We start from the raw sequence: 12,391 nt of genomic DNA on the forward strand, positions 1-12,391 counted from the left end.
TAACAGTTTACCAATATGCTCAGTATGACATTACAATTGTTACATTGTTAGACTGATAAATTGTTACATTATGACTAAATTAGTGCATTGTTAAATTTAAAAATTAATACTATGTACACACAACTCGATATTGAATCGCATTTTGACGGAAAGCTAAAAATTGCTTATCTGAACCAACCAGACACCATGAATGCGCTTACAAAACCGTCTTTATCAGATTTAAAAGACTTTGTGAAAGAGTGTAGCAATGATCCTACGGTAAGATGCGTTGCGATTTCAGGAAGAGGAAGAGCGTTCTGCTCTGGTCAAAACCTTGATGATGCTTTTGTAACGGGAAAAGAACACCACGATAATGATATTATCAGAAAAATCGTGGTAGATTATTACAATCCGCTGGTAACTGAAATTACACGTTGCAAAAAACCGGTTGTTGCTTTGGTAAATGGTCCGGCAGTAGGTGCTGGAGCGATGTTGGCATTAATCTGTGATTTCGTTTTAGCGAATGAAAAGGCTTATTTCTCGCAGGCATTTTCTAATATAGGTTTAATTCCTGATACGGGAGGTACCTATTACTTACCAAAACTTTTGGGAAGACAATTGGCCAATTATTTAGCATTTACAGGGAAAAGATTATCGGCTGAAGAATCAAAATCTTATGGATTGGTGGCTGAAGTTTTTACGGAAGAAGAATTCAATTCTAAATCTTTAGAAATTCTTGAAAAAGTGTCAAATATGCCAACTGTCGGTTTAAAATTAACCAAAAAAGCCTTCGCCAATTCTTACAACAATACATTGAAAGAACAATTGGAACTGGAAGGCGATCTTCAACAGGAAGCTGCAGAAACAGAAGATTTTATCGAAGGGGTAAATGCCTTTTTAGAAAAAAGAAAACCTAATTATAAAGGAAAATAAGAATTAATATAAGAATGTACCAATGTAGCAGTGATTGTTACATTGTTGCATTGATACACTGTTACATTATGATGAATGTAGGAATTATCGGTGCCGGAACAATGGGAATCGGCATTGCACAAGTAGCCGCAACGAACGGATGCAAAGTTTGGGTGTATGACGCCAACGCAAAACAAGTAGAAACGGCAACCGTAGGTCTGGAAAAAACATTAACCAAATTGGTTGATAAGCAGAAAATTTCAGCAGAGAAAATGACTGAAATTTTATCTAATATTTCCATTGCTACAGAATTGAAGGACTTCAAAGATTGCGAATTAATCATTGAAGCCATCATCGAAAATAAAGACATAAAAACCAAAGTTTTCACAGAATTAGAGAAACACGTTTCAGAAAGTTGTGTGATTGGTTCCAATACATCATCCATTTCCATTACCTCTCTCGGTGCGGAATTACAAAAACCGGAGCGTTTCATCGGAATTCATTTTTTCAATCCGGCTCCATTAATGCCTTTAGTTGAGGTTATTCCATCTTTACTAACAGAAAAATCTTTAGCAGAAAAAATCTACAATCTGATGAAAGATTGGGGTAAAACGCCTGTTATTGCCAAAGATATTCCTGGATTTATCGTGAACAGAATCGCCCGTCCATATTATGGTGAAGGTTTAAGAATTGTTGAAGAAAACATCGCAACAGTAGAACAAGTTGATGAAGCCATGAAAACAATCGGAAACTTCAAAATGGGACCTTTTGAATTAATGGATTTAATTGGTGTTGATGTCAATTTTTCCGTAACAAAAACGGTTTACAACGAATATTTCTACGATCCGAAATACAAGCCCTCTCTTCTTCAGCAAAGAATGTCGGAAGCCAAACTTCACGGCAGAAAAACAGGAAAAGGATTCTACGATTATTCTGAAGGAGCAGAAAAACCTGTTGCCGAAAAAGACAATGCGCTTTATCAACAAATTTTCCTGAGAATTATTTCAATGTTGATTAATGAAGCGGTTGAAGCCAAAAGATTAGGAGTTGCCAACGATGAAGATTTAGAATTGGCAATGCAGAAAGGGGTAAATTATCCAAAAGGATTATTGGCTTGGGGAAAAGAAATAGGATATGCAAAAATCTCTGAAACCCTTCAAAATCTTTATGAAGAATATCAGGAAGAAAGATACAGACAAAGCCCGTTGCTGCGTAAATTATAAATATACCAGCGTATCAGTTTGTCAATGTAACAATATTTAAAAACATTGGTAAACTGATATATTGCTAAATTGTTACATTAATAGCATGGATATAGATGGATTTAGAGCCGAATTAGAGACAAGGCTCATCATTGAAAAGGAATATATTATTCAGGAACTTTCTTTGATTAACGATGATCAGGAAAAATTAGAATTATTAGGAAAATTCAATGAAAAATATAAAGAGCTGGTTAAAAGAATCGCCAATGAAGACGGAATTGATTTAAATGCTTTTTATGCCCATGAAAATTCATCAGATAACCTCACATACGAGCAGATAATTCTTGGCAAAACCATGAGTATTTATGACAAACTGGTTGATGAATTATATGAAGAAATAACAAATATATAATAGTATGAATCCGAGACAGGTTGTAGATTATATGATGGAGAAAGACGAGTTCTCCCAATTTTTAGGAATTAAAATCATTGATATTAAAGAAAATTATTCTTTGATTGAAATGGAAATCACCAAACAAATGCTCAACGGATTGGGCACGGTTCACGGAGGAGTAACATTCGCGTTTGCAGATTCTGCGTTTGCTTTTTCATCAAACAATGACGGAAATGCAGCCGTTGCATTAAGTGTAACCATCAATTTTACCAAGGCCGGAAGAGAAGGCGATATTTTCAGAGCAGAAAGTGTTTTGGTAAATAATACCAGAAAAACAGCGATTTACGACATTAAAATTACCAATCAAAATAACGATCAGGTAGCAAAGTTTGTCGGAACAGTATATAAAATCGGAAAAAAAGTAACAGAATTATAAATAAGCAGTAAGCTTAAGGCAACAGGCAACAAGCTTTTTTGAAGCGGGAAAGCCTACTGCTTATAGCTTTTAGCCTAAAGCAAAAAAATATGAACAACGTATATATCATAGATTATGTAAGAACACCCATCTCGAAATTGGCTGGCGGACTTTCTGAAGTTCGTGCCGATGATTTGGCGGCAATTGTTATCAAAGAAGTCGTAGCAAGAAACCCAGAAGTTCCGGTTGAGGAAATTGAAGATGTTATTTTCGGATGTGCAAATCAGGCGGGTGAAGATAACAGAAACGTAGCCAGAATGGGACTTTTATTGGCAGGACTTCCATATAAAATCGGAGGTGAAACAGTCAACAGACTTTGTGCTTCAGGAATGTCGGCGGTGGCAAATGCTTTCCGTTCGATTGCAGCAGGAGAAGGTGAAATTTACATCGCAGGTGGAGTAGAACATATGACGCGTTCGCCTTATGTAATGTCAAAACCAAGTGCGGCTTTTGGTAGAGACAGTCAGATGTTTGATACCACTTTCGGATGGAGATTCATCAATCCGAAAATGAAAGAATTATACGGTGTTGATACAATGGGAGATACTGCTGAAAATTTAGCAGAAATGCACAATATTAGCCGTGAAGATCAGGATAAATTTGCCCTTTGGTCTCAACAAAAAGCGACTAAAGCTCAGGAAAGCGGAAGATTGGCGGAAGAAATCGTAAAAGTTGAAATTCCACAGAGAAAAGGCGAGCCGAAAATCTTTGATACAGACGAATTCATCAAACCAACTTCTTCAATGGAAGGTTTAGGAAAGCTTCGTCCGGCTTTCAGAAAAGAAGGAACAGTAACGGCTGGAAATGCTTCAGGAATGAATGACGGAGCAGCTGCTTTAATTTTAGCAAGCGAAGAAGCAGTAAAAAAATATGGTTTAAAACCAAAAGCTAAGATCTTAGGATCATCTGTTGCCGGTGTTGAACCAAGAATTATGGGAATCGGACCTGTTGAAGCGACTCAGAAATTATTAAAAAGACTGAATCTTTCATTAGACGATATGGACATCATTGAATTGAATGAAGCGTTTGCAGCTCAGGCTTTGGCGGTAACTAGAACTTTAGGTTTAAAAGATGATGATTCAAGAGTAAATCCAAACGGAGGAGCAATCGCGATCGGTCACCCACTTGGAGTTTCCGGAGCAAGAATCGTTGGTTCTGCCGCTATGGAACTTCAAAAACAAGATAAAAAATATGCGTTGTGTACTCTTTGTATCGGTGTTGGACAAGGTTATGCAATGGTGATTGAGCGTGTCTAAAAACGACATCTAAACTTTTAGCGTTAAGCAAATTTCAAAATTACCGTTAAGAAAAGTTTTATGTCTGAGCAAAGCGAGTTTTAAACTTTTTAGGAAATTTTTCAATTTGTAGCATAAAAGTTTACAGTCTTGAATTTTTGGTTCTTTTGTTTCAAGACAAAAGAATTTAATATTAAAATTAAAATTATGAATATTTACTCATATCACGGAATTCGTCCCATCATCAAACCTTCCGCTTACGTTCATCCACAAGCGGTGATCATCGGAAATGTTGAAATCGGCGAAGAAGTTTATATCGGTCCCAACGCGGTTATTCGTGGAGACTGGGGTAAAATTATCATCAAAGACGGTGCGAATGTTCAGGAAAACTGTACACTTCACGTTTTTCCGGGAATTGAAACTATTTTAGAAGAATCTGCGCACATCGGTCATGGAGCGATTATTCATTCCGGGCATATCGGTAGAAATTGTTTGGTTGGAATGAATGCGGTTGTAATGGACAAAGCCGTTATCGGTGATGAATGTATTATCGGAGCTTTGGCTTTCGTTCCTGCAAATTTCAAATGTGAACCAAGAAAACTGATTGTTGGAAGTCCGGCAAAAATTCTCCGTGATGTTTCTGATGAAATGATCAAGTGGAAAACGGAAGGGACAAAATTATATCAAGAGTTGGCAAGAGAAGGAAAAGATGCGATTTTACCTTGCGAACCTTTTACAGAATATGTTCAACAGATTCCTACGAAGGTTGTTGATTACAGCATTTGGGATGACGTGAAATAAATTACCAGACAAAATTTAACTATGATTAAAAAACTTCTCATTTTCTGCAGTATTCTCTTTACATTTCAATCGGTGGTTTTTGCTCAGACAGGAAATGTAAAACCATTGACTATTGGAGAAATCAGAACCATAAAGTCTAAAGTTTTAAATGAAGACAGAATTTTGAACATCTATCTTCCACAAAATTTCGACAAGACAAAATCCTACCCGATTATCTATCTTTTGGATGGAAGCATGAATGAAGATTTTATTCATGTGACGGGTTTAGTTCAATTTTTTAATCAAATGTATTCAATGCCGGAGACGATTGTGGTGGGAATTGCCAATGTTGATAGAAAAAGAGACTTCACTTTTCATACAGATTTGAAAGACTTACAGAAAGATTATCCTACGACCGGACATTCTGATAAGTTTATCAATTTCCTGGAAAAAGAATTAAAACCTTATATCGAAAGTCAGTTTAAAACAACCGATAAATATATATTCGGACAATCATTGGGCGGACTTTTAGCCACAGAAATTTTGTTGAAAAAACCTGAAATGTTTAATAATTATTTTATCATCAGTCCGAGTTTATGGTGGGATGATGAAAGTCTTTTAAAACAGGCTCCTCAATTATTAACCAAAATTCCGGATTCCAAGAAATTTATTTATGTTTCTGTCGGAAAAGGTGAACACCCTGTGATGGTAAAAGATGCTGAAGATTTATTTGATGTTCTGAAAAAAGCCAACAAGAAAAATTGGACTTTAGATTATAAAATGATGGAAACAGACAATCATGCAACTATTCTTCACAGAAGTTTGTATGAAGGTTTGGTGAAATTGTTTCCGTATCAAGAGCCTAAATAATTTTATTTCATGAAAAACGATGAAATTAAAAGTATTAAGAATTTAGAAAATATTCAGGATCTTCTTCTTGAGCTTCCCGAATTTAAATATCAAAAAGGATTAACGGATAAACTTGATAATAAAAAAGATGATTTCACTTATGAAACTATGTTGGAAATTGTTCTTTGGAAAACTAATCGGTTCCCGGAAATTGATAACGATTTAATTGTAAAAATTAATGCTTTAAGGAAAGGATATGATGAGGATTTATCAGATAATATTTTAATTAAATTATTAGATTCAAAAGGCTTTGATTTGCCAATGGCTTCGACTTTTTTAAGATTTATTGATTCGGATTATTTTCAAATTATTGATCAAAGGGTTTACAGAATCTTATAGGGAGAAAATTTGAAAATTCCATTTAGTAAATCAAAGAAATTTGAATTGTATAAAAAGTATCTGATTGATTTAAAAGAAGCTTGTATTACTCATAACATTCCTTTTTCTAAATCTGACAGAGTTCTTTATTTATTGGATAAACATCCTCAAGTAAATAAAGATCAAAAGATAAAATATTAGTAAAAAATAAAAAACTATATGGAAAAGTTAAAAAATTATATCCACGGCGAATGGATTGAAGGTTCTGGAAACGGAATTCCTTTGTACAATGCTGTGACAGGAGAACAGGTTGCTGTTTCCGATACGAAAGGTCTGAATTTCGAGCAGGCTTTAGACTACGGAAGAACAATAGGTTACAAAAACCTTTCATCCATGACGTTCTACGATCGTGGAGAAATGTTGAAAAAAGTAGCACTTTACCTTTTAGAAAGAAAGAAAAAATATTACGAATTATCTTATAAAACGGGAGCAACTCATGTTGATTCTTGGGTAGATATCGAGGGAGGTTTCGGTACTTTTTTTACTTACTCAGGTTTGGCGAAAAGAATGCTTCCGAACACTCCGTTTTGGGTGGATGGAGATACTCAGAAAATTTCTGCAAACGGTACTTTCTTGGGAACTCATATTTTAACACCGAGTGAAGGAGTTTCAGTTCAAATCAATGCGTACAACTTTCCGGTTTGGGGAATGTTAGAAAAGTTATCCACATCTTTGTTGGCAGGTGTTCCGTCAATTGTGAAACCTTCTCCGTTTGGTTCATATTTAACGAACGCAGTTTTTCAGGATATGATTGAAAGCGGAATTCTTCCTGAAGGTGCTGTTCAATTGGTTTGTGGCGAACCCGGAAATATTTTGGATTATGTTCAGGATGGAGATTCCGTGTTATTTACAGGTTCTGCGACAACAGGTAGAAAATTAAAATCTTTACCATCAATTGCTGGAAATGCGGTTCGTTTCAACATGGAGGCAGATTCTTTGAACTGTTCGATTCTTGGTTTGGATGCAAAACCGGGAACTCCGGAATTTGATTTGTTCATCAAAGAAGTTCGTAACGAAATGACCACGAAAGCCGGACAAAAATGTACGGCGATCCGAAGAATTATCGTTCCGGAAAACTTAATCGGTGATGTTCAGAATGCTTTATCTAAAGCTTTAGATCAGACAAAAATCGGAAACCCGTTAAGCAGAGAAACAAGAATGGGTTCTTTGGTTGGAAAACAGCAGTATGATGAGGTTTTAAGAAAAGTTGATATTCTAAAAACTGAAAACGAACTGATCTACGACGGAAAACATGAATTGGTAGATGCGGACTATGAAAAAGGAGCATTTATGAGCCCGAAGTTGTTCTTAAATGACAAACCTTTCGAAAAAAATATCTCTCATGATGTCGAAGCTTTCGGCCCGGTTTCTACGTTGATGCCATACAAAGATGCGGAAGAAGCTGCAGCATTAGCAAAGAGAGGAAAAGGAAGTTTGGTAGGTTCTATTGTTTCTTACGATAACAATTTTGTAGCAGAAACTTCATGGAAAATGGCTTCTCAACACGGAAGAATTTTCGTGTTAAACAGAGACAATGCAAAAGAAAGTACAGGTCATGGTTCTCCGCTTCCGACGTTGATGCACGGTGGTCCCGGAAGAGCGGGTGGTGGTGAGGAAATGGGCGGTTTAGGCGGTCTTCATTTCTTCCTTCAAAAAACGGCGATTCAAGGTTCTCCAGATACGTTGACGGCAATTACTAAAATTTATCAGCAAGGTGCTGAGAAAAAATATTCAGACAAACATCCTTTCCAGAAATATTTCGAAGAAGTTGAGGTTGGCGATTCTTTAGAAACAGCAGGAAGAACGGTAACTGATGCAGATATCGTGAATTTCTCTAATGTTTCTTGGGATCATTTCTACGCACATACAGATGCAACGAGCTTAACGGGAACTATATTTGATAAAACCGTTGCTCATGGATATTTTATCCTTTCTGCGGCGGCTGGATTGTTCGTTTCAGGTAAAAAAGGCCCAGTTATCGCGAATTACGGATTGGAAAATTGTTCATTCTTCAAGCCTGTTTACGCGGGAGATACCATTACGGTTTATTTAACGGCAAAAGAAAAAATCAACCGTGGAGTTAAAGGAAGAAATATTCCTTCTGGAGTTGTGAAATGGTTGGTTGAGGTTGTAAACCAAAGAGATGAGATTGTTTGTGTGGCTACGATTTTAACTTTGGTGGCGAAACATTCTCCTTTCATAGATTTAAATGTAAAAAATATTCAGAAAACGTTAAATGGTTTAACGGAATCTACTCAACCAAATTGGGGTAAAATGTCTCCTCAGCAAATGATTGAGCATTTGGAACACGGCGTTTTGGTAAGTCTTGGCGAGCCGGAAGCTGATAAATGTTTCACTCCGGAAGAGCAATTGGAAAAATGGCAGGATTCTTTGTATAATCACAGAAAAATGCCAAAAGATTTCCCTGCACCGTTTTTGGCTGAAGATGAAACGCTATTGGAACTGAAACATAAAAATCTGGATGCTGCCAAACAGTCTTTCCTAGATAATTTAAAGAGATTTTCGATTTATTATAAAGAAAATCCTCATGCAGAACACATGAACTTTGTCTTCGGAAAACTGAATAAAGAAATGTGGGAATTAATGCATAAGAAGCATTTTACGCATCATTTTGAACAGTTTGGATTAGTTTAATTCGAAATAAAATATAAATTTACGATCCCTTTTGGTTTTTACTGAAAGGGATTGTTGTTTTTCAATAGTATTATGTGAATTTTTAAAAATCAATATTATTTTTCACTTTTAATAGAAATATTGACTGAAATTTTATATTTTTATTACACCAAAAAAATTAATGTTTACATGAAAAAATCAAATCTTATGACTTTTTGCATTCGCGAAGATCCGTTTTCTATCATTCAAGAAATTAATTTATACACAGAATTTTATTTTATACATAAAATCTATTAAAAACTTAATCATGAAGTACATCTCATTATTTTGCTTACTGTTGGTAAGCTCATTCTCTTATGCTCAACAAAATCAGGTAAAAGTAAATAACAGCTCTCCCGTAGATATTACTTTTACGTTAAAAAGCTTTAACACACAAAATCCCGGAACCTGTCTTCCTATAATTTCCAATGACATACCTGTTCTTCTCCCTTCTGAGCGAGGAGAATTCTATAAAGATCACAATTCTACATACGCGGTTTCATTTCCGATTGATCAATGGAGAGTGCTCGCAAAAGACGGAACTAATACAGTTTATAATATTCCTGCAACAAGTATTGATCAAAGTATTACCGATGCAGTAGAATGGAAGCAGATTACCATTAATACGCCAACAGGTTCTTACACATTAGGGCTCGATTGTAGTGGAGCCGGAACCAATCACATCGTCGCAGGAGGAATTACTATGGATTTGAATTATGTCGGAACCATAATGAATGTTGATATTAACTAATTTTTATTTCAATAGAAAGACATGGGCAGTTTCAATTTGAGACTGCTTTTTTTATGTCTTGAATTTTGATTTGGAATAAATCATCCTTATTTTTAAAATTTAAAATCAATTCAAAAAATATTAAAATATGAATGAAAACTGGATGCAGAAGTATGAAGAAGTAAAAGATATTTTGGTTTGCCCAACAGACCTTGAGTCTTATTTTACTTTAAATGAAATTGAAGGTCAGCCACTAGAAACTATTGAAATCGGAAGTGTTTCTTTGCCTTCCGGAAAAATTGTGGTGAGAGATCCGCTTGTTTCTTTGGATAATCATCAATCTCCTTATTTTATTCAGGCGCCGAAAGGAAATTTTCCGGTGACCATTTCTGTAGTGAAATCTGAAGACTGGGGCGACAGGTATGCAGTTGTAAAAGTTGAGTTTACAAAAGAAAAACCTGTTATTTACAGTGAAGCTTTAATCGGGATTGAAGAGCTCGAAGGCGTAACTGAAGACGATTATTTCGGTTTTGGAGTGGATGCCGGCTTAGGCTGTATTACGGATAAAGAAGTACTTCCTTTTGTAGATCAATTTGTTGAGGAATCAAATGTAGATAATATGTACGATGATTATTTTGCGGAACTTTTCGCCCAAAATTATAAGGAAAATCCTAGCAATCAGAGAGAGGCTGGCGACTGGATCAATTGGAAGGTTCCGAATACAGAATTTCAGATTCCTATGTTTGCCAGTGGTTTTGGAGATGGAACCTATCCTGTGTATTTCGCATATGATGCGAATGATAATATTTGCGGTCTGTATATTCAGTTTATCGATATTGAATTGGCTTTAAGTGAAGAAGGAGATGAAGACGATGTAGATGGCAATGAAGAGGATCAACCCGAAAATTTTATTTTTCTCCGTTAAAATGTAAATATGAATAAAACTTTTGCTGATCAGATTATTGATTTCAATAAAAACTTGAAATATTCTGGAAGTCTTCCCGATGGTTTTCAGGTGCTTAATCCGTATTTGGATAATCCCGAAACGTTAGTGGTCATGCAAAAGTTTTATGAAAAATATTATAACGATTCTCATCAGAGAAAATTTTTAATCGGAATTAATCCAAGTCGCCACGGAGCAGGTGTTACCGGAGTTCCGTTTACCGATACCAAACGTTTGGAAAGTGTTTGCGGAATAAAAATGGAATCTACCCGAACCCACGAAGTTTCTTCCGTTTTTATGTATGATATGATTGAAGAATATGGCGGAGCGGAAGAATTTTATCATGATGTTTATATCAACTCACCGTTTCCTTTGGCGATTGTAAGAGAAACCAAAAAAGGTTCGGTGAATGCCAATTATTATGATGATAAAGAACTTTTCAACGATGTAAAAGATTTTATGATTGAATCTTTACAGTTTCATCTCAGTTTAAATGTTGATACTTCAGAAGTTTTTATTTTAGGTAAAAAGAATGCCGATTTTATTTCAAAATTAAATAAAGAAGCTCACCTTTTTGATAAAATGACGGTGCTGGAACATCCTCGATATATTCAGCAATACAAATCGAAAGAGAAGGAATTGTATATTGATAAATATATTTTGGCGTTGAAAAAATAAATCCCCTGAAAAAATATTTCAAAGGATTTAGTCATTTATGTAATTAGAATCTTTTTAGTTCAATCTCATTATATGGGTTGAGCAACTGCAATGAAAGTATTGCTTCCAATAATCTGTTTTATAAGCTCTTTGTTGGAGGGTGTTTCAGGAAAATCCATTGGGATAATTCCGTATCTGCCTTTAGGATAATTTTGCATATATTTTATAAACAGAGGGTTTACGGCATCTGCCAAATCTCTGGGCGTAGATGCAAATGGCAAAACACCTCCTGTAACTCCCGTTGCACTGGAAAAATTGAAAAAAAGAGTTGCTCGGCTTCCATCTTTTGCGATGTTTAGGGCATCTTTTACATATTCATTAAATTTATTGGCTCTATCCGTACCGGATGACCAGCTGTAATATACATCCTGAACATAATAGCTGATTCCGTTGTTTATAAAACCGTTAGAAGAGTCATCCGGCCAGTTATCATAAAGGTTTAGCCCGATTTGAGCTCTGTTTCCTAACCCGAACCTTCTTACCAAAACAATTTTTCCTCTTATTTCTTTTAATGAAGGAATTCTGTTTTCAGTATAAAAAAGATGGGGGAATTGAGCCATCGCGATTTTCAAATCATCATAAAATTTCTCTCTATCCGAATCATTTCCCGGATTAGATTCATTTTTTATAGACATGATGATGGTTTCCGATGGATTCTGAGAAAGAAACTGATTACAGTCTCCCAATACTTTACCGTTGAAGCTGATATCCATACTTGCAATTCCATGATAAACCCATAAAACATGGTCTTTATCTGCATCATAGCCTCGTTTCAAACGAATATCTAAAAATCTGATGCCGGAATTTAATTGGTCTGGAAAGTTCATTGTCTGGCATTTGGCAGGACCATAATTTGAGGGATAGGTTCCGCTATCGTGTGTACCAAGAATCGTTAAATCTGTAAGCTTTTTATCATGATCGATGTAGCTCATCCAATTGTGTGTAGCGTAATTTTCCATGATTTTTAATTAATATTTTGATGATTGGTTTTAAAATAAAAATCCCCCGAAGCAAATCAGGGGATTTCATCACACTTATGCATTAGAATCTTTCGGGTAAATAAA

General features: G+C 35.5%; 13 protein-coding genes. 12 read left to right on the forward strand and 1 reads right to left on the reverse strand.

What is annotated here, in order from left to right; all coding sequences use genetic code 11:
• Positions 1–111 precede the first annotated feature (111 nt).
• From ABEG63_RS14535 to ABEG63_RS14590, 12 genes are all read left to right on the forward strand, one after another.
• Positions 112–912 carry an enoyl-CoA hydratase-related protein gene (locus tag ABEG63_RS14535; RefSeq protein ID WP_312392244.1) on the forward strand — a complete coding sequence of 267 codons (801 nt, stop codon included), beginning with the start codon at positions 112–114 and terminating at the stop codon, positions 910–912.
• Between the two features lie 71 nt (positions 913–983).
• Positions 984–2,114 carry a 3-hydroxyacyl-CoA dehydrogenase NAD-binding domain-containing protein gene (locus ABEG63_RS14540; RefSeq protein WP_346585815.1) on the forward strand — a complete coding sequence of 377 codons (1,131 nt, stop codon included), beginning with the start codon at positions 984–986 and terminating at the stop codon, positions 2,112–2,114.
• 85 nt (positions 2,115–2,199) lie between these two features.
• Entirely contained in the window at positions 2,200–2,505 is a 306-nt protein-coding gene (locus ABEG63_RS14545) for a hypothetical protein (RefSeq protein ID WP_346585751.1), read from the forward strand.
• A gap of 4 nt (positions 2,506–2,509) precedes the next feature.
• Positions 2,510–2,923, forward strand: a complete 414-nt coding sequence (gene paaI, locus ABEG63_RS14550; RefSeq protein WP_346585753.1) for a hydroxyphenylacetyl-CoA thioesterase PaaI — start codon at positions 2,510–2,512, stop codon at positions 2,921–2,923.
• Positions 2,924–3,012: 89 nt separating this feature from the next.
• The gene (gene pcaF, locus ABEG63_RS14555; protein ID WP_346585755.1) at positions 3,013–4,218 is read left to right on the forward strand and encodes a 3-oxoadipyl-CoA thiolase; all 1,206 of its coding nucleotides are present in this window, start codon (positions 3,013–3,015) and stop codon (positions 4,216–4,218) included.
• Between the two features lie 186 nt (positions 4,219–4,404).
• Complete coding sequence (locus tag ABEG63_RS14560; RefSeq protein WP_346585757.1) at positions 4,405–4,998, forward strand: transferase hexapeptide repeat family protein; 594 nt, start codon at positions 4,405–4,407, stop codon at positions 4,996–4,998.
• Positions 4,999–5,019: 21 nt separating this feature from the next.
• Positions 5,020–5,847 carry an alpha/beta hydrolase-fold protein gene (locus tag ABEG63_RS14565; RefSeq protein WP_346585759.1) on the forward strand — a complete coding sequence of 276 codons (828 nt, stop codon included), beginning with the start codon at positions 5,020–5,022 and terminating at the stop codon, positions 5,845–5,847.
• A gap of 9 nt (positions 5,848–5,856) precedes the next feature.
• Entirely contained in the window at positions 5,857–6,225 is a 369-nt protein-coding gene (locus ABEG63_RS14570; RefSeq protein WP_346585761.1) for a hypothetical protein, read from the forward strand.
• 198 nt (positions 6,226–6,423) lie between these two features.
• Positions 6,424–8,919 carry a phenylacetic acid degradation bifunctional protein PaaZ gene (gene paaZ, locus ABEG63_RS14575; RefSeq protein ID WP_346585763.1) on the forward strand — a complete coding sequence of 832 codons (2,496 nt, stop codon included), beginning with the start codon at positions 6,424–6,426 and terminating at the stop codon, positions 8,917–8,919.
• Between the two features lie 286 nt (positions 8,920–9,205).
• Entirely contained in the window at positions 9,206–9,688 is a 483-nt protein-coding gene (locus tag ABEG63_RS14580) for a hypothetical protein (protein WP_346585765.1), read from the forward strand.
• A 127-nt stretch (positions 9,689–9,815) separates the two neighbouring features.
• Complete coding sequence (locus tag ABEG63_RS14585; RefSeq protein ID WP_346585766.1) at positions 9,816–10,592, forward strand: DUF4241 domain-containing protein; 777 nt, start codon at positions 9,816–9,818, stop codon at positions 10,590–10,592.
• Between the two features lie 9 nt (positions 10,593–10,601).
• On the forward strand, positions 10,602–11,288 hold the full coding sequence (locus ABEG63_RS14590; protein ID WP_346585767.1) for an SMUG2 DNA glycosylase family protein: 687 nt from the start codon (positions 10,602–10,604) through the stop codon (positions 11,286–11,288).
• A gap of 68 nt (positions 11,289–11,356) precedes the next feature.
• Here ABEG63_RS14590 and ABEG63_RS14595 read toward each other — a convergent pair whose 3' ends face one another.
• The gene (locus tag ABEG63_RS14595) at positions 11,357–12,286 is read right to left on the reverse strand and encodes a phosphatidylinositol-specific phospholipase C (RefSeq protein WP_346585769.1); all 930 of its coding nucleotides are present in this window, start codon (positions 12,284–12,286) and stop codon (positions 11,357–11,359) included.
• Positions 12,287–12,391: the final 105 nt, after the last annotated feature.

Source organism: Chryseobacterium sp. C39-AII1 (assembly GCF_039672645.1).
In the GTDB taxonomy this organism is placed as follows: Bacteria; Bacteroidota; Bacteroidia; order Flavobacteriales; family Weeksellaceae; genus Chryseobacterium.

Excerpts from the sequence above, each read along its gene's own strand:
- ABEG63_RS14535 (WP_312392244.1), top strand. The coding sequence starts at position 112 with ATGTACACACAACTCGATATTGAATCGCATTTTGACGGAAAGCTAAAA.
- ABEG63_RS14540 (WP_346585815.1), top strand. The coding sequence starts at position 984 with ATGAATGTAGGAATTATCGGTGCCGGAACAATGGGAATCGGCATTGCA.
- ABEG63_RS14545 (WP_346585751.1), top strand. The coding sequence starts at position 2,200 with ATGGATATAGATGGATTTAGAGCCGAATTAGAGACAAGGCTCATCATT.
- paaI (WP_346585753.1), top strand. The coding sequence starts at position 2,510 with ATGAATCCGAGACAGGTTGTAGATTATATGATGGAGAAAGACGAGTTC.
- pcaF (WP_346585755.1), top strand. The coding sequence starts at position 3,013 with ATGAACAACGTATATATCATAGATTATGTAAGAACACCCATCTCGAAA.
- ABEG63_RS14560 (WP_346585757.1), top strand. The coding sequence starts at position 4,405 with ATGAATATTTACTCATATCACGGAATTCGTCCCATCATCAAACCTTCC.
- ABEG63_RS14565 (WP_346585759.1), top strand. The coding sequence starts at position 5,020 with ATGATTAAAAAACTTCTCATTTTCTGCAGTATTCTCTTTACATTTCAA.
- ABEG63_RS14570 (WP_346585761.1), top strand. The coding sequence starts at position 5,857 with ATGAAAAACGATGAAATTAAAAGTATTAAGAATTTAGAAAATATTCAG.
- paaZ (WP_346585763.1), top strand. The coding sequence starts at position 6,424 with ATGGAAAAGTTAAAAAATTATATCCACGGCGAATGGATTGAAGGTTCT.
- ABEG63_RS14580 (WP_346585765.1), top strand. The coding sequence starts at position 9,206 with ATGAAGTACATCTCATTATTTTGCTTACTGTTGGTAAGCTCATTCTCT.
- ABEG63_RS14585 (WP_346585766.1), top strand. The coding sequence starts at position 9,816 with ATGAATGAAAACTGGATGCAGAAGTATGAAGAAGTAAAAGATATTTTG.
- ABEG63_RS14590 (WP_346585767.1), top strand. The coding sequence starts at position 10,602 with ATGAATAAAACTTTTGCTGATCAGATTATTGATTTCAATAAAAACTTG.
- ABEG63_RS14595 (WP_346585769.1), bottom strand. The coding sequence starts at position 12,286 with ATGGAAAATTACGCTACACACAATTGGATGAGCTACATCGATCATGAT.